Consider the following 18,278-nt stretch of genomic DNA (forward strand, 5'->3'; position numbering starts at 1 on the left):
TAAGGAGTCCAGGTGAGTGATGTGGCGGCGGTTCCGACGGACCGGCGGGTGTTCATCGACAAGCAGAGCCCCCAGGCGTACAAGGCGTTCCTGGCCGCCGCCGAGGCGGCGCGCGAGGTCGCGGCCGCGGCCGGACTGGACCGCCGGCTGATCGAGCTGGTCAACCTCCGGGTGTCGCAGATCAACGGCTGCGCCTACTGCCTGCACGTGCACACCAGGGCCGCGATCCGCGAGGGCGAGACCGCCCAGCGCCTGGGCGTGCTCGCGGCCTGGCGGGACACCGAGGTGTTCAGCGACCGCGAGCGCGCCGCGCTCGGGCTGGCCGAGGCGACCACCGACCCGGCGGACGCGGCGCTCCAGGAGGCCGCGTACGGCGTGGCGCGCGAGGTGCTGAGCGACGAGGAGATCTCGGCGGCGGTCTGGGTGTCGATCGCCATCAACGCCTTCAACCGGGTTTCGATCCTGAGCAAGCACCCGGTCCGTCCGGCCCCGGCCCGGTAGCCGCGCCCGGTGGCGGCGCCGGCGGGGATGTACGCCTTCCGGTGGACGCCCTCCGTTGTCCGGTGTACGACCGGCTCCTCCCGGCGGGGGATGACGGACTGTCAACGGTGCGGCGAGGCTGGGCGACGAAGGCGAGGAGCTGCTCGCCGACTGCGAAGGTGGGGTCGCATGGCACGTCGTACGTTTGTTTCCGCGCTGGTGGGGGCGGTCTGTCTGACACTGGCCGGGCCGGTGGTCTCGGCCGGTGCGGCCGGGGCCGCCGACGCGCGGCCGGGCTCCGGCGACCCGAGGGCGGCGGCCCTGCGGGCGGTGACCGGTGCGGGCGCGGTCGGGGCGATCGCGGAGGTCAGGGACGGGAACGGGGTCTGGCGCGGGGCGTCCGGCGTCTCCGACCTGGCCACCGGCGCGCCGGTCCGCGCCGACGGGCGGTTCCGGGTCGGCAGCGTTACCAAGGTGTTCGTCTCCACCACGGTGCTCCAACTGGTCGGGGAGGGGCGGATCGGCCTGGACGAGCCGGTCGAGCGGTACCTGCCCGGGCTGGTCCCGAACGGCGACCACATCACCGTCCGTCAACTGCTCAGCCACCGCTCCGGGCTCTGGGACTCCACCAACGAGAAGGGCGGGGTGTTCCCCGACTGGACGGACGCGGCGGTCGTCCGGAACTGGCTCGACCAGGGCGGCCTGACCCGGCAGATCACCCCGGCCCAGGTGGTGGCCTCCTCGGTGGCGCACGCGCCCGACTTCCCGCCGGGCACCGGGTACGGCTACTCCAACGTCAACTACACCCTGCTCGGCATGATCATCGAGAAGGTGACCGGGCACGCCTACGCCCAGGAGGTCACCGCGCGCATCCTGCGCCCGCTCGGCCTCACCGACACGTACTTCCCGGGCACGGCCACCGGCATCCGGGGCCCGCACGCGCACGGCTACTGGACGGTGCCCGAAGGCCCCGGCCCGGCGGACCACAGCGACCGGGACGTGACGGTGGCGAGCGTCACCTGGGCGAACGCGGCCGGCGAGGCGGTCTCCACCCTCGGCGACCTGAACCGCTTCGACAAGGCCCTCCAGGGCGGCCGGTTGCTGCCGCCCGCGCTGCTGAAGGAGATGAACACGACGACCCCGATCGAGGTCGAGGGCGTGCCGAGCGGGCTGGGCTACGGGCTCGGGATGGCCAGCTTGCAGCTCTCCTGCGGTCCGATCTACGGGCACAACGGCTCGGTGTCCGGGTACAGCTCCGAGCTGTGGAGCTCGGGCGACCGGCAGGTGTCGATGTCCGTCACCCCGCGTGGTGGCGATGTGGAGCTCGTCGCGCAGATGCGGGCCGAGGTCGGCTTCCTGGAGCAGGCCTTCTGCGGGACGGCGAAGGGGGCGGGGCAGGGCCCGGCCGCCGTGGCGCCGAAGCTGGGCTGACCGCCCGCCGCTCCGGTTCGTCCGTGCACAGGACCGACTGCGCGGACCGGGCGGAGCGGCGGCGCTTCCGCCGACGGGAGGCCCTCAGCGCGGAGGCGGGCGCCCGGGGGAAAATCGGTGGCTCCGGCCTCCGTCGGCGGTGAGAATGCACCGGTGATCCCCTCGCCGTTGTCCCCTGCCCAGGACCCCCGCGCCTGGTCCGTCGCCCCGGACTATCCGGGGATGCGGGACCTGGTCGCCGACCTGGAGGTGCCCGCCGGAGCTCCGATGGGCGTCATGACCGCGCTGGAGACCTCCCGGGAGCTCATCCGGCACTCCTACTACCGGTACGAGTTCGCCACCGTCGCCGTCACCCACGCGCTGTTCGCCCTGGAGCAGGTCCTCGTCGAACGGCTGGCCGTAGAGGAACCGCTCCGGGACCTGGTCGGGCGGGCCGACGCCCAGGGGCTCCTCGGGGAGGGGCTCGCGACCGGACTCGACCCCTGCCTACGGCTGCGCGACCGGCTCGCACGGGGCACCGTGGCGAGCGACGAAGTGAGCCCGGCGCCGGCCGTCCAGCTGGTGCGCGCCGTTTTCGACGCGGTGTCCGCGCTCCTCCGCCCGCCCGTGGTGGCCGACGCCACCGGCAGGGCCGCGGACGGGGAGTCGGCCCGGGAGCGGCTCGACCGGCTCTGGGAGGAGCACCAGCGGGCGCCGTTCCCCAGAAGCTTCCTCGGGGTGGAGATCGCCGGGGTGTGCCTGATCCTCCTGGAGGACGCCGTCGCCTCCGCCGTACTCCGGGAACAGAACGGCGGATTCGACCACCGGAGCATCTCCGACCTCTGGCACCGCATCGCGGACCTCGACAAGATCGTGCCCCTGATCGACGAGCAGTACTGCCGCGAGTACTTCGCCAGGCTCCGGACGGTGGCCGGGCTGGCGGCCGCCTCCCAACTCCCGCCCGCGACCTGAGCTGCGGGTCCACGGCCTGAGCTGCGACCGCGCCCTGACCTGCGCTACGGCCTGTCTCGGCAACAGGAGGCCGGGCGGGCTTCGGAGTTCCGGCCGGCGGCCCGACTGCGTACGGTGATCCACACACATCATCGGAGAGGGGTGCGCGCCATGGCGGGGACGGAAGACGGCTCGGAGACGGTGCTGACCACCGAACGACTGGTGGTGCGTCAGTGGACGGTGGCGGACCAGGAGCGTGCCTTCGACATCTACTCCCGCTGGGAGGTCGCTCAGTGGCTCGGCCGGACGCCGCGCGCCCTGGCCGACCCCGATGAGGCCCGCCGGTACATCGAGCACTGCCGTGAGCGCTCCACCGGCCCCCGGTACGGGGTCTGGGCGGTCGAACGGCGGGACACCGGCGTGGTCGCGGGGGCGGTCCTGCTGCTTCCCGTGCCGGACGGGGACGGCGAGGTCGAGATCGGCTGGCACCTCCACCCGGACAGCTGGGGCCGGGGCATTGCCACCGAGGCCGCCCGGGCCGTCCTGGCCAAGGGCTTCGCCGACGGCCTGACCGAGATCCGCGCCATCCTCGCCCCGGACAACACCCGGTCGGCGGCGGTCTGCCGGCGCCTCGGGATGACCAGTACCGGACTGACCGACCGCTGGTACGGCCGGGAGCTGGCGGAGTTCCGCATCGGCCCGGCCCAGGGCGGGCAGGCATGACAGCGGGGGGAGGAGCGGCGGACGTGACGCTCAACCTCTGGCGCCGACCGCTCGACGAGGTGCCGGCCGAGGTGTGGGACCGGACCGAGCTGACCGTGCTCATCCTCGCCGAGACCGGCATCCGGGAACTCCCTCCCGGCATCGGTCGGTTGACCGGGCTGCGGACCCTCGACCTCGGGCACAACCGGCTCGCCGCGCTGCCCGCCGAGCTCTGTGGCCTCACCAGGCTCCGGGACTTCCTCTACCTCCACGACAACGCGCTGACCGCCCTGCCCGAGGGGCTCGGCCGGCTCACCGCGCTGCGCTACCTCAACGTCGGTGAGAACCGGATCAGCGAACTCCCGGCCACCATCGGCGGACTGGCCTCTCTGATCGAGCTGCGCGCCCAGCACAACCGGCTCGCCGCCCTGCCGGAGTCGATCGGCGGACTCGGTGCGCTGCGTGAACTCTGGCTGCGCGGCAACGAGTTGACCGGACTGCCGGAGTCGGTCGGCGGCCTCGCGGAGCTGCGCGAGCTGGAACTCCGGGAGAACGCCCTCACTGAACTGCCCGCCGTACTCGCCGGGCTTCCGCGACTGCGCCGCCTCGACCTGCGCGGCAACCGGATCACCGAACTGCCCGACTGGCTGGCCGACCCGGGGGCGCTGCCCGCGCTGGAGAAGCTGGACCTCCGATGGAACGAGGTGCGGCCGTCGGCCCGGCTGCTGGCGGCGCTGGCCGCACGCGGGTGCGTCACGCTCTTCTGAGCCGCCGGGCCGGGATTCGGGCCCCGATCCCGCTCTGGAAAAGATCACCACCGACGGACCGGAGCTGTTACCGTGGAACGTATGAAGCGCGCTGCACTCGCCACGACGACGCCGGAGAGAGTCCCGGCGCGCTGACTGCTGACCTAGTCCGAAGCCCCGGGGCGAGTGCCCCGGGGCTTCGCCGTTTCCGGTCCCACTCGCCCGCAGACCGAGTGGAGACCACCATGCGTAACCAGCCCTCGCACGACAACGCGGCCCACGACCACCGCAAGCTCGGCCGTGAACTCGACCTCTTCGACACCGACCCGCTGATGGGCTCCGGCCTGCCGTACTGGCTCCCCGACGGCGCCGCGATCCGGCACTCCCTGGAGGAGTTCATCCGCGGCCGCGAGCGCCGGGCCGGCTACCGCCATGTCTACTCCCCGGTGCTCGGCAAGCGCGAGCTGTACGAGATGTCCGGCCACTGGGCGCACTACCGCGAGGACATGTTCCCGCCCATGGAGCTGGGCTCCGAGGAGATGGTGCTGCGCCCCAGCCTCTGTCCGCACCACGCGCTGATCTACCGCTCACGCTCCCACAGCTACCGGGAACTGCCGCTGCGCATGGCCGAGTTGGGCGGCATGTACCGGTCCGAGCTGTCCGGGGTGCTGGGCGGGCTGACCAGGGTCCGGGCGATCCAGCTGAACGACGCCCACATCTTCTGCACCCCGGAGCAGGCGGCCGACGAGGCCGTCGCCGCACTGGAGCTGATCCGCGAGGCGCACCGGGCACTGGGCGTCGTCCCGGTCCGCTACCGGCTCTCGCTGCCCGGCGCGGGCGGCAAGTACGTCGCCGACCCGGCGCTCTGGGAGCGTGCCGTCGCCCTGCTCACCGAGGTGCTGGAGCGCTCCGGGGTGCCGTTCGAGGCGGCGGAGGGCGAGGCGGCGTTCTACGGTCCCAAGATCGACGTGCAGATCGCCGACGGCGCCGGGCGCGAGTTCACCCTCTCCACCGTGCAGATCGACTTCCACCAGCCCGAGCGGTTCAACCTGCACTACATCGGCGCGGACGGCGCCAAGCACCGCCCGGTGATGGTGCACCGCAGCGTGATCGGCAGCGTCGAGCGCGTGGTCGCCCACCTGATCGAGCTGTACGGGGGCGCGTTCCCGGCCTGGCTGGCACCCGTCCAGGTGGTGCTGCTGCCCGTCTCCGAGGCCGAACTGCCGCAGGCCGAGCGGTTCCGGCAGCGCTGCCTGGACCTCGGGCTGCGCGCCGAGGTCGCCGGCCCCGAGCACGGCAGCCTCGGCGCCCGGATCCGCGCGGCCCGGCTGGTGCCGTACCAGGCGGTGATCGGGGCGAAGGAGGCCGTGGACGACCGGGTCGCGCTGCGGCTGCGGGACGGCCGCCGGCTGGAGCCGCTGCCGGCCGAGGAGGCGCGGGCGCGGATCGGCGCGCTGGTGGCGGCGTGCGACGCGGAGCTGTGGCCGGAGGGCGCCTCCGGGCGGCCGGAGAGCTGATCGCCGGGGCGGCGGCCGGGAACGGGGAGGTGGCGGCTGTGATCGAGGGGGTGGCGGCCGTCGGCTCCGTCGGCCGCCGCGCCGGTGGCGTACGTACGACTAGTGCGGTGCACGGTGTGTCGGCCGGGCCGCGGGTGGCGGACGCCCGTCGAATGGGCCGGGCGGCCGAGTCCACCGCCGCTGTCCCCACCCGTCCGGAGGTACCCCGATGCGCATTCCCCGCGGCCTCGCCGCTCCCGTCCTGGCCGGCTCGCTCGCCCTTGCCGGGGCGGTGGCCGCCACCCCGGCCGGCTCGGCCGAGCTGCGGCCGCTGCCCAGCCCCGCCGTCCAGTACTGTGCCGCCGTACTCGGGCACGTCCCGGGCGCCGATGCCGCTTCGCAGGCCCTCGGGCGGGCCTGCTCCTCGGACTACCGGGCCGAGCAACTCGCCCAGGCCGAACGTGACTTCGCGGCGTCCGGGCCGACAGGCCAGCCCTCGCTGCCGATGGAGTAGGCCAGGCCGGGACGTTCCGTCGAACGACCCGCGCCGCTGGAGTCCGAGGCCCCGCGCGGCGCGGGTCGGTCAGTAGGACTGGAGCTCGACCAGGCGGCCGTCCGGGTCGCGCAGATGGGCGCTGCGCAGGGTGGGGCCCCACTCCGGGCGGTCGGTCGCGGGTGCGACCGGGGTGCCGCCGTGGCGCAGGCAGAGGTCGAGGGCGGCGTCCACGTCGGCCACCCGCAGGACCAGCATCGCGGTGTCCTGTGCGAGGGCGGCGGGCGCGGTGGGTGTGCCGGTGTGCCCGGGCGGCTCGGCGGTGCCGAGGGCGGCGGCCAGCGCGGAGCGGTCGAAGAGGGCGAGCAGGGCCTGGTCGGCGAGGTCCCAGTTGGCGTACGGGCCCTCGGGCGAGCCCTTGACCAGGGTGGCGCCGGTGAGCGGCGGGAGGACGGCACGGTAGAAGCCGAAGCACTCGGCGAAGCGGGTGACGAGCAGGCGGGGGTACAGGGCGTCCACGGGCGAACTCCTGGCAAGGGGGCGGCGGTTCCGAATCAGTGGGTCGGCACCCACTATAGGGACGGACCCTAGACTGTCGCCATGGCCTCCGAGAATCCCCAGCACGCCACCGAGAACCCCCAGTCCGCCGCCGGGCTCCCCCCGACCCTGCTGGACCTCACCACCTACCTGCTCTCCCGGGTCGGCAAGGTGGCGCGCGGCCGGTTCGCCGAGCGGTTGGCCGAACGCGGCCTGCGGCTCTGGGACATGGCGGTGCTGGCCGCGCTCGCCGACTTCGGCCCGCAGGCCCAGCGGGACCTGGTGCGGCGGCTGGCCATCGACCCGAGCGACCTGGCCAAGGTCGCCGACCAGCTCGCCGCCGCCGGGTACGTCGAGCGTGCCAGGGACCAGACCGACCGGCGGCGGGTCTCGGTCTCCGTCACCGACGCCGGACGGGCGCTGCTCGCCGAACTCGACGCCCAGGCGCGGGCGGTGCAGGACGAGGTGCTCGCGCCGCTGGACGCGGGGGAGCGGCGGACGCTGCAGGAGCTGCTGCTGCGGGTGCACCACGGGATGGGGGAACGGCGCGGCGGCCCGTGAACAGCCGGTCGGCTTGACCGGCTCAGGAGGTGGGCTGCCCCGGGCGGCGGGCACCGGCGAACTCGCCCGCCCAGCGCGGGACGTCGAGCACGTTCTCGACCCGGGCGACGAGGGTGCCGGTCCGCTCGGCGTGGATCATCGCGCCCTCGCCGACGTGGATCCCGACGTGGTGCAGGGGGGCGTCGGGGCGGGAGAAGAAGAGCAGGTCGCCCGGGGCGAGCGCGTCGCGCTCCACCGGGGCGCTGAGGTTGAACTGGGCGACGGTGTAGTGCCCGAGCTCCACGGTGCCGTGGCTGGCCCGGTACCAGCAGTAGAGCGACAGGCCGCTGCAGTCGAAGCCGACCGTCTTCTCGCCCATGCACACGCCGTTCAACCAGCCGTTGTCCTCGTCGCAGAAGCCGAGGCTCGCGCCCAGCCGGTCGCCGCCGCCCCAGGCGTACGGCACGCCGAGCTGGCTCGCGGCCACGGCGGCGACCCGGCGGCCCAGCGCTGCGGCCGGCAGCGACCCGGCCGTCTCCGGCGGGGCGTCGGACGCCGCCTGGGCCGCCGGGCCGAGCGCCGGGACGAGGCCCGCCCCGAGCGCGAGTCCGAGCATGCGGCGCCGACGGACTCCGGAGGCCTGGTCGCGGCCGGACGGTTGGGGCTCCATGGCGGTGCCTCCCGGGGCTGGAGGTGGATGAGCGCCCGGGGGCGTGGTCCCCGGGCGCAGGCACCAGGATGGCGCTCCGGCGGGCCGGTCCGCCATCCCCCGCAACGGTGAATCGTGGACGCAGGAGGCCCGGAACGGAAGGGAGTTCACCGGTTAAATGGTTTGACGGTCGCTCAGGAGAGGCCAACGATGGGCGCGAACGTTCGGTCGGGACCGTCGGAGGACCACATGAGCAGCGCCGTCAAACTGATCCGCACCACGCGGCTGACCAGGGCGGTGGACTACGCCTACGCGGCGGAGGTCGACGCCCCGGTCCGCTCGCTCTGGCTGGCCGGGGCCTGCCCGCTCGACGAGGAGGGGCGGACGGTCGCCGTCGGCGACTTCGAGGCCCAGGCCCACCAGGTGATGCGGAACCTGATAACCGTGCTGGAGGAGTCCGGCGCCTCCCTCACCGACATCGCCCGGACGACGGTCTACGTGGCCTCCGCCGACCAGGCGGACCTGGTGAAGGTGTGGAACGTCTACCGCGCCTACATGGGGGAGCACGACGCCCCGAGCACCCTGCTCGGCGTCGCCGTGCTCGGGTACCGCGACCAGCTGGTGGAGGTGGAGGCCGTGGCCGTCCTGCCCTCCTGAGTCGTCCTCATCCGAGCGGAGTCGACCGGTGCCGACCGGAGTCGACGGGGCCGGCGGGCCCCGCCCGGCCGTCCCGGCGGAGGAGGGCCGCGGCGGCACCGGGGCGCCCGCGGCGTTGTCAGAGCGGCTTGGCAGGATGCTCCCCATGCTCCTGACCCGTTCCGACCAGCGCCGTGACGACCGGCCCGCGCCTCCCGACGTCCGGGGCGACTTCGAGGTCCACCTGACCGTGGAGCCCGGAGCCGCCGAGGCGCTGGCCGCGTGGGCGCGGGGCCACGACGTGAAGTTCACCCACATCCTGCTGGCCCGCGGTGCGGCGCCCTCGCAGCCGATGCTCACCCTGCGCGCCGACGGCACGCTGGCGGAGGTCGCCGCGGTGACGTCCCGGACGGCCGAGGGGCTGGCCCGAGCCGGGTTCACCGTCCTGCGGGCGAAGATCGAGGCAGCGCCGTGGGCACACGGCGTCCCGGCCTCGGACGAGGACGCGGCGCCGCACGGAGCCGGCCGGTACTTCGAACACCACGTCAAGCTGCTGCTCCCGGGCCCGGTGCCCGAGGCGGACGACGCGCGCCTCGCCACCCTCACCGAGCTGGCCGTCCGGCACGGTGCGCACCTGTCGCGAAATCCGCGCCGGGTGCGCGCGGACGGCCGGTGCGAGTGGTTCGTGACCCAGCGGTGCCGCTCGGTGGGCCTGGACACCGCGGGCCGCCGGCTGGAGGCGCTGCTGCGGGACCTCGCCGCCGACGGCCGCGAGGTGGTGTCCGTGGAGCGCGAGTTCGTCGTCGTGGACAGCCACGAGGACCTGGACGCGGGATGGATCAGCGAGCACGGGCACGGCGCCCGGCCGTACGGAGACGGAGAAGGAGAGCAGGGATGACCGAGGGCAAGTCCCCGTCGCCGGTGGCGTGGGAGAACCTGAACTGGGGACCGTGGCAGGGCGTGGTGCTGCCCAAGCGGCCGCCGTCGGAGGACGTCCGTGAGGACCGGGACCTGCCCAGGACCATCCGGCCGGTCGACGACGAGGCGGTCAGCCAGCAGCCGGTCTTCGACCCCGCCCTCGCCGGGTACGCCCGGGCCCTCCGGCCCAGCGAGCCGGCCTTCGCCGACCCGCGGCTCGCCGAACGCTGGCTCGCCGCGCGGCGCGAGGCGCTGGCCACCGTGCTCTCCGCCGTCGCCGACTCGCCGTGGGCCGACCACCTGGTGCTGCGTGGCAGCGTCCTGCTGCGCGCCTGGTACGGCGAGCAGGCGCGGGAGCCGGGCGACCTCGACTTCGTGGTCCGCCCGACGGACTGGGAGCTGGCCGACGAGCGCACTGGCCGGATGTTCCGGGAGCTCGCCGCCGGCGCCGAACGGCTCTCGGGCACCGTGCGGGTGCACGCCGACCAGGCGGTCAGCGACGAGATCTGGACCTACGACCGGGTGCCCGGGCGCCGGCTCGTCCTGCCGTGGACGGCCCCGGGCGTTCCGGGCGGGTCGGTCCAGCTCGACTTCGTCTTCACCGAGCACCTGCCCGTCCCGCCGCAGCCCTACCTGCTCCCCGGCGTCACCGGCCCGCTGCTCGGCGCCACGCCCGAGCTCTCCCTCGCCTGGAAGATCCTCTGGCTCGTCTCGGACATCCACCCGCAGGGCAAGGACCTGTACGACGCGGTCCTGCTCTCGCGCACCGCCGAGGTCCCGTACGAGCTGCTCCGGGAGGTCTTCACCCAGTCCGACCCGAACTGCCTGTACTGGCCGGTCTTCCCGGAGCAGATCACCGGACTCGACGTCGACTGGGACGAATTCGCCAAGGACTACCCGCAGTTCGCCGACCACGGCGAGGATTACCCCGCGCAGCTCCTCGCCCGGCTCCACCCGACCTTCGCCGACCACGGCGAGTACGCGCTGCGCGCCCGCTGGCTCGCCCCGCTGACCGAGGAGCTGCGGCAGACGCTGGCGGACGTCGGCATGGACGAGGTCCAGCGGCGGATGTCCGGACGCCGCATGCTCCCGGACAACACCCTGGTGATCACCGGCGAGCTGCTCGGCGGGGACCTCGACGGCGCCCACCGCATCGTCTCCGGCCACCTCGGCAGCCAGGTGGACCGGATGACCCACCAGCTCGCGGAGGCCGCCGACCGCTACGCCGCCGAACTCGCCGACGGCCACGGGACGGGAGGCGGTTCCGACAGCTGACACCCCGCCTGACAGCCGCACGACCGACCGTCAGGACAGGCCGCCCGGCCGCCGGGGCCGCCGCACGGGACGCGGCCCCGGTACGGCCGGTACGGCGGCAAGGCCGGTGCGGCCCGCTCCGCGGTCAGTCGATGTAGCCGGCCGTGCGGTAGCCGCCGCGGGCGGTGCGGTCCACCTCGTCGGCGCCCCAGGTGTGCGGCACGGCCAGCTTCCAGCGGGCGCGCAGGACGGCGTGCTCCTCGCGGTTCCTGGTCACGTACCACTGCCCCATGCGGCACCAGGCCAGCGGCTCGTCGGCCTCCGTGGCCACCGCCCGCACCAGCTGCGCCGCGTGCCGGGCCACCTCGCCCTCCAGCGCCTCCAGGTACTGGTTCATCCGGTAGGTGGCCTGGTCGCCGTGCTGGAACATGGCGTACTCCGAGCCGCCCGCCATGTGCAGCCGGCCGTGCTCCATGGCCACCTTGCCGCTGCGCACCACCTCGCCCTCCTGGGCCGTCCCGGCGATCCCGGCGTTGAGCCGGTCCAGCAGCTTGGCCTTCTCGGGGGTGGCCTCCGGGATCTGGCCGCCGCCCGTGCCGCCCTGCGCGGAGTACACCTCGTGCAGGTCGTAGTCCCCGGTGTAGAGGTAGCGCTTCCAGTGCGGATCGGCCTTCAGCCGGGTCAGCGCCGGGCCGCCGTCCTGTGTCCGCAGGTCGATCGGCACGTACTGCTCGCCCCCGGGGCCGGTCTGCACGATGCCCAGGTCCAGGACGGACCGGGGCGGGCGGTCGATCCGGATGCCGGCCAGGCCCTGGTCGTTCCAGTGGCCGACGAAGCCGCTCAGGTCCTGGGCCTGCAGCCAGCGCAGCACCGTCGCCGGGTCGCCCTCGGCCTGCCCGGGCCCGGCGCCGTACTTCTTGCGGACGGAGGAGGGCTTGATGGACTTCTCCAGGATGGTGTGCGGCTTGGGCTTGGCGCCCTCCGCGATGCGCCGGATCGAGTGCTCCCCGGTCTCCCGCACGGCGATGGTGTACTTGTGCTTCCGGCACACCTCGGAGATGGCGGCCCAGTGGTCCTCCCACACGATGGTCCGCAGGTCGGCCGCCCGTCCGCCGGAGGCGGCCTGCCCGTCGGGCGTGGCGGCCTCGCAGATCCTCAGCACGTTGTTCTGGTCCAGCTGCACCCGGGGCCGGCGCGGGGCGGCCTGGTCGCCCGGTGCGCGCTGGAGTCCCACGGCCGCCCGGCGGTCGTCCCGGCCGGTGCCGTCCCGCTGCTCCGCGATCATGCGCGCCGTCGCCGCGTTGCCGACGGTGCGCTGCAGGGCCGCGGCGCCCCGCGCGGGCGTGTCCCCTTCGGAGCGTGCTCCGGTGCCGGGGCGCCGGGCCGGGCCCGCGTCGCGATGAGGCGGCCCGGCCTTCTGCGGCTGTTCGCTCGAGTGCATGCTGCGACCTCCTCGGTCCCCTCCGTCCCTTTATACAAGGGGAGTTCGCCGATGCCGGAGGAAAGCTCAGACGGTGCCCTCCCGGTCCGCCGCCCCGGGCCCGGAGGGCCAACCGGTCGTGCACTCCAGGACCCGGCCGTCGGCCGTGCCGACGAGCAGGCGGCCGGCCCCGGTGGCGGTGAGCGCGGTCGGGACGACGGGGACACCGGCGACGGTCAGCCGGTGGCGCCGGCGGAGGGCGCCGGTGCGGAGGTCGAGGGCCAGGAGCTCGCCGTCGCGGTAGGCGACGTGGGCGGTGTCCGGGTCGGTGTCGAGGTCGAGGGCGACGTGGTCGGTCCGGAACACCCAGCGCGGCGTGCCGTCGGTGCCCGAGCGGCGGACGACGAAGGAGCCGCCGGGCTGCAGCCCGTGGCCGCTGTAGACGGTGCCGGCGTACACCAGGTCGCCGTCGGCGGTCTCCACGCCCGGGCCGGGGAAGTGCGTCTCCCCGGGCTCCCAGGAGAACGGGAACAGGGGTTGGAGGTCCGCCCCGTCGGGGGAGCGCACCGAGAGCACGTACGGCTCCGTCTCCCGACGGCCCGGCGGCGGGGCCTGGTTGACGTAGTCCCGGCTCCCGCGCCGGATCCGCAGGCGGTCGTGCACGTCGAGGTACGGGACGGTGCGGTGCCGGAGCAGCAGGCCGTCGGGGAGCGTGGTGCCCCCGGGCTGCTCCGGGGCGTCGTCCTGGTCGCCCTCCTCGTCGTCCTCCTCGCGGGCGAGGGTGGCCAGGACCGCGCCGTCCGGTCGTTCCTCGACGGCGAGGACGTGCCGCCGGGGCTCCCAGTCCGGGCTCAGGGCGGAGAGCGCCCGGTGGGCCTCCTCGCGTCCGTCGGCCCGCGGGGCCGGGACCCGCGGGCCGGCCAGGTCGTCGAACGTGAGCGAACGGGGCGCGGCGGTGCGCCAGTCGGGCCGCCGTACGACGGCGACGTGGCCCTCGACGTGCGCCTTCCGGTCCTTCCAGTCGTCCGGCGGTGACATCAGCACGCGCAGGGCCTGGTCGTCGAGCCAGGTCAGTCCGAGGACCCTGCGGCCGAAGTCGTGCTCGATGAGCGAGGTGGTCGTGCCCGTCTCCCAGTCGAGCAGGAGCAGCTCGCCCTCGAAGAAGTAGCCGCCGTCGTACGCGCCGGTGCCGACGGCGAGAAGGGGCGCGGTGGGGTGGAAGGCCAGCGCGTGCACCGGGAAACGCGTCCGGAGCACGGCCCGGCAGTCGAGGTCCCCCGTTCCGTACACCCCCACCGTCGCGGTCCGGGCGAACGCGCGCTCGCCCGCGACGGCGAGCAGGCCGCGCGCCTCGTCGGGCACGGCGAGGACGGGGCGGCCGACCTCGGCGAACGGGCGGTCGCCGAAGACCCGGAGGACGCGGACGGGGTGGAGCGGGGAGGTCATGCGGAGATTCTCCCAGTCGGCGGCGACGGTCCGCGGACGGGTCCCGCCGAGCGGGGCGGCGGCCGCCGCAGCGTCAACGCCGATTGACGCCTACCGTGCCCAGCGGGCCGTGTTTGCAAGGAAGTTGGACGCTCCGCCCCTACCCTTGGGCCATGAAACAGCACATCGTCACGCTGGTCCTCGCGGGCCTCCTGCTCGGCATCGTCGCGTTCGGTGCCGGCTGGTTCGCGGCGGACTCCCGGCAGACCGCTCCGGCGCCGACCTACATCACGGTCACGCCGGAGCCGGTCGCCACCGGCGCGGTCTCGCCCCCGGCCTCGGCTGCCTCGGCCGGTAGCCGGTAGCCGGTAGCGGGCGGCCGGTGTCCGGAGGCGGGGGCGGCCGTTACTGCCGGACCGCCCAGAACCGGTCGGCCATGTTGTCGTACGCGACCGACGCGGACAGTGACTCCGCCGGCTCCTTCCAGAGCATCTGCCACTGGCCGTCGCCCGGGTCGTTGTCCACGATCACCTCCAGACCGCGTGCCGTGTTCACCCAGCTGCTCGCCTGGTCGCGGAAGCCGTAGTCGGTGAAGTACACGGCGGCGTCCTCGTGGAAGAGGTTGAACTGGAGCCGGCGGCCGCCCCAGTTCCGGTCGGAGTAGAAGCAGTAGTAGGACGGCTCGCTGACCGGGGTGGGGCAGTGCTTCCAGTCCGGGCTCCGGACGGTGCGGCGGCGGTGGTCGCCGCTCCACGGCGGCGCCTGCGCCTGCCCGGGCAACGGGAGCACCAGCACCGCTCCGTCCGGGAAGGTGATCTCGTTGGCGGCGGTCTGCCGACCGCCCTTGCCCGCGGCGAGCTGGGCGTCCACCGCCTGCTGCAGCACGTCGCGGTCGCCGTCGCTCAGGGAGGTGATGATGGCTCTCTGGTCCCCGGCCTGGCTGGGCGCGGCGGCGGCCTGCGCCCCGAGGGGAGCGACCAGGAGCACGAGGGCTCCGGCGGTACGGACGAGGAGTCGGCGGACTCGAGAGTGCGTCATATGCCAAACGTAGCCGCGCACATACCGCCGGTAACCTTGCTTTCTCGATCAGACGGCGCGTACGCGGCAGCGGTGCGCCGGTGCGTACGCGCCCCCGGATCGGGCGTACCCGCTACCCGCTACCCGTCACCCGCTACCTGCTACCTGCTACTCGCTACGCCTCGCCGAGCGGCCCCCGAGGAGTACGGTCGGCGGGGCCCGGCACGAGGGGCGCGGTGACGCGCTGGGTCGGCGCGGTGCTGTCGTTGTCGTCGCTGTCGTCGTCGTCCGAGGTCACCGAGGCGGTGATCGAGCCCGTCAGCGAGGAGGCCAGCCCGAGGAGCAGGAAGAGGACGAGCAGGCCGCGCGCGGCACCGCTCAGGACCAGCGGGCGGGTGGCCGAGACCGGGCCCGCAGGCTCGCTGCCCGGCTCGTCGCCGAACAGGCGCTTGGGGTAGGCGGACGAGATCATCGTCAGATAGGCGGTGTAGCGCACCCGGTAGCGCAGGATCGCGGCCGTCGCCTCGTACAGCGGCCGCGGCATCCGGCCGAGGATCAGCACCACCAGCCAGAGGACGAACGACACCGTCCACCACCCCGCGTACACCAGGCCCTGCACGATCGAGGCCGGGATGACCAGGATGATGCGGAACAGCACGGCCAGCCGGTTCAGCTCGCCCGGCCGCAGCTCGACCTGCACCGGGTACTCGGGCACCTCGAACCGGAACGGCGGATAGCGGTCCACGGTGAGCATCAGGTACGCGGTGACGCGGGTGTCGTACGGGACGAACACGGTGAGGTAGTCCGCCACGAAGCCGGGCAGCCGGCCGAGCACCAGCGCGCCGAACCAGCCGACGACGGTGACGAAGAACGCCACCACCGACAGCACCCACACCACCACGAACTGGGGGATCAGCAGCAGCGCGCGCAGCAGCACCGTCCAGCGGTTCTGCGGGGCGGGCGCCGGCATGTCCAGCACCGGGAGCCACTCACGGCTGACGGGGGCGGGAGGAGCCTGCCACATCCGGGCCTCCACGGTCTCGGGACGACGGGACCCGGCCGTCGGGCGGCGACCGGGTGCCCTCCGAAGATCGCAGCACCCCGCCCGCGGCGCGCGTCACGCTGCGCCGGACGGGGCAGCCGCAGGAGTGGCGGGGATGCTCCAGCGGCTGTCAGGCGAGCTTCGCGCAGAGCGGTTCGGCGGAGCCGTGCCTGAGGGTCGGCGTCTTGTAGCCGGTGGAGCTGATGTCGATGGTGTAGACGCCGTCGACGAGGTAGAGGTCGCGGGGCAGGTTGCCGCCGTTCGGGCCGACGCCGAGCAGGACCGGGCCGTGGGCGTGCCAGGTCTGGGACCTGTCGGCGCGGTAGTCGACGACGGCCCGGCCATCGGCGTCCGCGACGTACGAGGCGCCGGTCGTCGTGTTCGTGATCCGCAGGACGAGGGCGCCCCGGAAGGCGGCGCGCCGCACGGTGGTGCCGTCGAGGGCGTACTCCAGCACCCGCCGCTGCCCCTCGTCGACGACGGGCTCCAGGTGCACGGGGAAGTCGCAGCGGGAGCCGGCCGGGAGGTCGGAGGCCGGAGTGGGCCACGCCTCCCACCCGCCCTGACCGGCGACGGCCCCGGGCGCGTCGGAGGAAGCGGCAGAGGAAGCGGCGGAGGCGGGCGGGACGGTCGCGGCGCCGGCCGGAGCGGCCGCCAGGCCCGTGACGGCGGCCAGCGCCGTGGCCGCGGCAGTGAGCAGGATTCTTCGCATGATCGGTCCTCCTGGCGAGGTGTCGGATGTGCGGGGGCCCAGCCTGGCAGGCGCCCCCGACCGGATTCTCACCACGATCCCCGGGCCGCCGCCGCCCGAAGCCTCCCGCTGGGCGATCCGGGTCCCAGGCCAGTCCTCGCTCTCCGGTTGTTCACCAGTGGGGCAGGAGGGACGGCGTCAGGTCCATCGGTAAGTGTTTGACGCCCTCCTCCTGGACGCGAGCGGTCGGCGGCGCCGGTGCGGGTTGGCGACCTGTGGGGCCCGTCGGGCCTTCTGGTTCGCCCGTGCCGGCCGTCGCCGGATCGCGGGCTTTCCGATGTCTTGACGAACCCATGACACTGGCGGACCATCAAGCTGGCGCGCGCCGAACCTCCTCCACCGTTCCGCCCCACACGGACCCCCACAGGAGGACAGTCATGCGACTGCCCCGCCGAGGGAAGCCCGCCGCGGCCACCGCCGTCCTGCTGGCCCTCGCCCTCGCCACCCCGCTCACCGCCAGTGCCGCCGACACCGGCACCCCCGCCCCGTTCACCATCGGTGCCGCCGACAACGACGGCGCGTGGCAGTACCGGCTCGACGGCCCCCGCACCGTCGCCGAGCGCACCGCCGTCGCCGCCACCGGTGCCTCCGTCGACGCCGTCCTGCCCGACGCGGTGGTGGTCACCGCCACCCCCGCCGAGGCCGCCCGGCTGCGTACACTCGGCTGGTCGCCCGTCGCGCTGCCCGGTCCCCGCTACGGCGACGAAGGCGACGGAGGCGGCGCGGGCCTGGCCGGGCCGGAGTACGACTTCCCGCCGGCCGACTCCGGCTACCACAACTACGCCGAGGCCACCGCCGACATCGACGCGGTCGTCGCCGCGCACCCGGACATCATGAGCAAGCGCGTCATCGGCACCTCCTACGAGGGCCGTCCGATCGTCGCGGTGAAGATCAGCGACAACGTCGGCACCGACGAGGACGAGCCCGAGGTGCTGTTCACGGCCCACCAGCACGCCCGCGAGCACCTCACCGTCGAGATGGCGCTCTACCTGCTGCACGAGTTCGGCGACAAGTACGCCACCGACAGCCGCATCGCCAACGCCGTCAACAGCCGCGAGATCTGGGTGATCCCCGACCTCAACCCGGACGGCGGCGAGTACGACATCGCCACCGGCCGCTACCGCAGCTGGCGCAAGGACCGCCAGCCGAACTCCGGCAGCAACAGCGTCGGCACCGACCTCAACCGCAACTGGAACTACAAGTGGGGCTGCTGCGGCGGCTCCTCCGGCTCCACCTCCAACGAGACCTACCGGGGCAGCGCCCCGGAGTCCGCCAAGGAGACCAAGGTGGTCGCCGACTTCGTCCGCAGCCGGGTCGTCGGCGGCAAGCAGCAGATCACCGCCGCCATCGACTTCCACACCTACAGCGAACTGGTGCTCTGGCCGTTCGGCTGGACCACCGCCGAGACCGTCCCCGGCATGACCGCCGACGAGTACAACACCTTCGCCGCCATCGGCCGGGACATGGCCGGCACCAACGGCTACACGCCCGAGCAGTCCAGCGAGCTCTACATCACCGACGGCGCGATCGACGACTGGCTGTGGGGCGCGCAGCGGGTCTTCGCCTACACCTTCGAGATGTACCCCGGCCCGAACGGCGGCAGCGGCTTCTACCCGCCCGACGAGGTCATCGGCCGCGAGACCGCCCGCAACCGCGAAGCGGTCCTGCGTCTGGTGGAGACGGCCGACTGCGTCTACCGCGCGATCGGCAAGCAGCAGCAGTACTGCGGCGTCTCCGCCTGAGCACCCGCCCTCGGCACGCGCGCTCCGCGTGCCACCGCCCGGCGCCGGCTGCGGGGTGGTCCCGCAGCC

Annotated in this window: 20 protein-coding genes; 13 read left to right on the forward strand and 7 right to left on the reverse strand. The window is 74.0% G+C overall.

The window, feature by feature from the left end; all coding sequences use genetic code 11:
* Nucleotides 1-12: 12 nt before the first annotated feature.
* From ACWDCZ_RS27175 to ACWDCZ_RS27205, 7 genes are all read left to right on the forward strand, one after another.
* Nucleotides 13-501 carry a carboxymuconolactone decarboxylase family protein gene (locus tag ACWDCZ_RS27175; RefSeq protein WP_387970218.1) on the forward strand — a complete coding sequence of 163 codons (489 nt, stop codon included), beginning with the start codon at nt 13-15 and terminating at the stop codon, nt 499-501.
* A gap of 168 nt (nt 502-669) precedes the next feature.
* Complete coding sequence (locus ACWDCZ_RS27180) at nt 670-1,911, forward strand: serine hydrolase domain-containing protein (RefSeq protein ID WP_449817201.1); 1,242 nt, start codon at nt 670-672, stop codon at nt 1,909-1,911.
* Nucleotides 1,912-2,064: 153 nt separating this feature from the next.
* Nucleotides 2,065-2,862 (forward strand): hypothetical protein, encoded by a 798-nt coding sequence (locus tag ACWDCZ_RS27185; RefSeq protein ID WP_449817202.1) that lies wholly within the window; start codon nt 2,065-2,067, stop codon nt 2,860-2,862.
* Nucleotides 2,863-3,012: 150 nt separating this feature from the next.
* Nucleotides 3,013-3,564 carry a GNAT family N-acetyltransferase gene (locus ACWDCZ_RS27190; RefSeq protein ID WP_449817203.1) on the forward strand — a complete coding sequence of 184 codons (552 nt, stop codon included), beginning with the start codon at nt 3,013-3,015 and terminating at the stop codon, nt 3,562-3,564.
* A gap of 23 nt (nt 3,565-3,587) precedes the next feature.
* Entirely contained in the window at nt 3,588-4,310 is a 723-nt protein-coding gene (locus ACWDCZ_RS27195) for a leucine-rich repeat domain-containing protein (protein ID WP_449817204.1), read from the forward strand.
* A gap of 224 nt (nt 4,311-4,534) precedes the next feature.
* Nucleotides 4,535-5,806, forward strand: coding sequence for a threonine--tRNA ligase (gene thrS, locus ACWDCZ_RS27200; RefSeq protein WP_449817205.1), 1,272 nt, complete (start codon nt 4,535-4,537; stop codon nt 5,804-5,806).
* Between the two features lie 208 nt (nt 5,807-6,014).
* Complete coding sequence (locus ACWDCZ_RS27205; RefSeq protein WP_375876806.1) at nt 6,015-6,299, forward strand: hypothetical protein; 285 nt, start codon at nt 6,015-6,017, stop codon at nt 6,297-6,299.
* A gap of 69 nt (nt 6,300-6,368) precedes the next feature.
* Here the strand turns inward: ACWDCZ_RS27205 and ACWDCZ_RS27210 are convergent, their stop codons facing one another.
* Nucleotides 6,369-6,797 carry a VOC family protein gene (locus ACWDCZ_RS27210; protein WP_117486156.1) on the reverse strand — a complete coding sequence of 143 codons (429 nt, stop codon included), beginning with the start codon at nt 6,795-6,797 and terminating at the stop codon, nt 6,369-6,371.
* A gap of 81 nt (nt 6,798-6,878) precedes the next feature.
* Between ACWDCZ_RS27210 and ACWDCZ_RS27215 the strand changes: the two genes are divergently transcribed.
* The gene (locus ACWDCZ_RS27215) at nt 6,879-7,376 is read left to right on the forward strand and encodes a MarR family winged helix-turn-helix transcriptional regulator (protein ID WP_375876805.1); all 498 of its coding nucleotides are present in this window, start codon (nt 6,879-6,881) and stop codon (nt 7,374-7,376) included.
* Between the two features lie 22 nt (nt 7,377-7,398).
* Here ACWDCZ_RS27215 and ACWDCZ_RS27220 read toward each other — a convergent pair whose 3' ends face one another.
* A complete protein-coding gene (locus tag ACWDCZ_RS27220) occupies nt 7,399-8,025 on the reverse strand; it encodes a C40 family peptidase (RefSeq protein ID WP_375876804.1) in 627 nt (208 codons plus the stop codon).
* 228 nt (nt 8,026-8,253) lie between these two features.
* Between ACWDCZ_RS27220 and ACWDCZ_RS27225 the strand changes: the two genes are divergently transcribed.
* From ACWDCZ_RS27225 to ACWDCZ_RS27235, 3 genes are all read left to right on the forward strand, one after another.
* Nucleotides 8,254-8,661, forward strand: coding sequence for a RidA family protein (locus ACWDCZ_RS27225; RefSeq protein WP_375876803.1), 408 nt, complete (start codon nt 8,254-8,256; stop codon nt 8,659-8,661).
* A 145-nt stretch (nt 8,662-8,806) separates the two neighbouring features.
* Nucleotides 8,807-9,538, forward strand: coding sequence for a hypothetical protein (locus tag ACWDCZ_RS27230; protein WP_449817206.1), 732 nt, complete (start codon nt 8,807-8,809; stop codon nt 9,536-9,538).
* A complete protein-coding gene (locus ACWDCZ_RS27235) occupies nt 9,535-10,833 on the forward strand; it encodes a nucleotidyl transferase AbiEii/AbiGii toxin family protein (RefSeq protein ID WP_387970252.1) in 1,299 nt (432 codons plus the stop codon). The genes ACWDCZ_RS27230 and ACWDCZ_RS27235 overlap by 4 nt, the downstream gene beginning before the upstream one ends.
* A 124-nt stretch (nt 10,834-10,957) precedes the next feature.
* Here ACWDCZ_RS27235 and ACWDCZ_RS27240 read toward each other — a convergent pair whose 3' ends face one another.
* Nucleotides 10,958-12,253, reverse strand: a complete 1,296-nt coding sequence (locus ACWDCZ_RS27240) for a hypothetical protein (RefSeq protein WP_375876802.1) — start codon at nt 12,251-12,253, stop codon at nt 10,958-10,960.
* A 66-nt stretch (nt 12,254-12,319) separates the two neighbouring features.
* Nucleotides 12,320-13,678: a hypothetical protein gene (locus ACWDCZ_RS27245; protein WP_375876801.1), complete on the reverse strand. Its 1,359-nt coding sequence runs from the start codon at nt 13,676-13,678 to the stop codon at nt 12,320-12,322.
* A 152-nt stretch (nt 13,679-13,830) separates the two neighbouring features.
* On the opposite strand from ACWDCZ_RS27245, the gene ACWDCZ_RS27250 reads away from it, so the two are divergent.
* The gene (locus ACWDCZ_RS27250; protein WP_049652898.1) at nt 13,831-14,022 is read left to right on the forward strand and encodes a hypothetical protein; all 192 of its coding nucleotides are present in this window, start codon (nt 13,831-13,833) and stop codon (nt 14,020-14,022) included.
* 40 nt (nt 14,023-14,062) lie between these two features.
* Here ACWDCZ_RS27250 and ACWDCZ_RS27255 read toward each other — a convergent pair whose 3' ends face one another.
* From ACWDCZ_RS27255 to ACWDCZ_RS27265, 3 genes are all read right to left on the reverse strand, one after another.
* Complete coding sequence (locus tag ACWDCZ_RS27255) at nt 14,063-14,695, reverse strand: peptidase inhibitor family I36 protein (protein WP_079272205.1); 633 nt, start codon at nt 14,693-14,695, stop codon at nt 14,063-14,065.
* 154 nt (nt 14,696-14,849) lie between these two features.
* Nucleotides 14,850-15,698 (reverse strand): DUF4389 domain-containing protein, encoded by an 849-nt coding sequence (locus ACWDCZ_RS27260; protein WP_449817207.1) that lies wholly within the window; start codon nt 15,696-15,698, stop codon nt 14,850-14,852.
* 148 nt (nt 15,699-15,846) lie between these two features.
* Nucleotides 15,847-16,428 (reverse strand): hypothetical protein, encoded by a 582-nt coding sequence (locus ACWDCZ_RS27265; RefSeq protein WP_449817208.1) that lies wholly within the window; start codon nt 16,426-16,428, stop codon nt 15,847-15,849.
* Nucleotides 16,429-16,844: 416 nt separating this feature from the next.
* Here ACWDCZ_RS27265 and ACWDCZ_RS27270 point away from each other — a divergent pair, with 416 nt between their 5' ends.
* Nucleotides 16,845-18,209: a M14 family metallopeptidase gene (locus tag ACWDCZ_RS27270; protein WP_449817209.1), complete on the forward strand. Its 1,365-nt coding sequence runs from the start codon at nt 16,845-16,847 to the stop codon at nt 18,207-18,209.
* Nucleotides 18,210-18,278 lie beyond the last annotated feature (69 nt).

The sequence above is a fragment of the Kitasatospora sp. NPDC001225 genome (genome assembly GCF_053597855.1).

Coding starts and splice junctions, on each gene's coding strand:
- ACWDCZ_RS27190 (WP_449817203.1), top strand. CDS start 3,013: ATGGCGGGGACGGAAGACGGCTCGGAGACGGTGCTGACCACCGAACGA.
- ACWDCZ_RS27255 (WP_079272205.1), bottom strand. CDS start 14,695: ATGACGCACTCTCGAGTCCGCCGACTCCTCGTCCGTACCGCCGGAGCC.
- ACWDCZ_RS27180 (WP_449817201.1), top strand. CDS start 670: ATGGCACGTCGTACGTTTGTTTCCGCGCTGGTGGGGGCGGTCTGTCTG.
- thrS (WP_449817205.1), top strand. CDS start 4,535: ATGCGTAACCAGCCCTCGCACGACAACGCGGCCCACGACCACCGCAAG.
- ACWDCZ_RS27230 (WP_449817206.1), top strand. CDS start 8,807: ATGCTCCTGACCCGTTCCGACCAGCGCCGTGACGACCGGCCCGCGCCT.
- ACWDCZ_RS27225 (WP_375876803.1), top strand. CDS start 8,254: ATGAGCAGCGCCGTCAAACTGATCCGCACCACGCGGCTGACCAGGGCG.
- ACWDCZ_RS27205 (WP_375876806.1), top strand. CDS start 6,015: ATGCGCATTCCCCGCGGCCTCGCCGCTCCCGTCCTGGCCGGCTCGCTC.
- ACWDCZ_RS27240 (WP_375876802.1), bottom strand. CDS start 12,253: ATGCACTCGAGCGAACAGCCGCAGAAGGCCGGGCCGCCTCATCGCGAC.
- ACWDCZ_RS27265 (WP_449817208.1), bottom strand. CDS start 16,428: ATGCGAAGAATCCTGCTCACTGCCGCGGCCACGGCGCTGGCCGCCGTC.
- ACWDCZ_RS27250 (WP_049652898.1), top strand. CDS start 13,831: ATGAAACAGCACATCGTCACGCTGGTCCTCGCGGGCCTCCTGCTCGGC.
- ACWDCZ_RS27260 (WP_449817207.1), bottom strand. CDS start 15,698: ATGTGGCAGGCTCCTCCCGCCCCCGTCAGCCGTGAGTGGCTCCCGGTG.
- ACWDCZ_RS27245 (WP_375876801.1), bottom strand. CDS start 13,678: ATGACCTCCCCGCTCCACCCCGTCCGCGTCCTCCGGGTCTTCGGCGAC.
- ACWDCZ_RS27270 (WP_449817209.1), top strand. CDS start 16,845: ATGCGACTGCCCCGCCGAGGGAAGCCCGCCGCGGCCACCGCCGTCCTG.
- ACWDCZ_RS27235 (WP_387970252.1), top strand. CDS start 9,535: ATGACCGAGGGCAAGTCCCCGTCGCCGGTGGCGTGGGAGAACCTGAAC.
- ACWDCZ_RS27220 (WP_375876804.1), bottom strand. CDS start 8,025: ATGGAGCCCCAACCGTCCGGCCGCGACCAGGCCTCCGGAGTCCGTCGG.
- ACWDCZ_RS27215 (WP_375876805.1), top strand. CDS start 6,879: ATGGCCTCCGAGAATCCCCAGCACGCCACCGAGAACCCCCAGTCCGCC.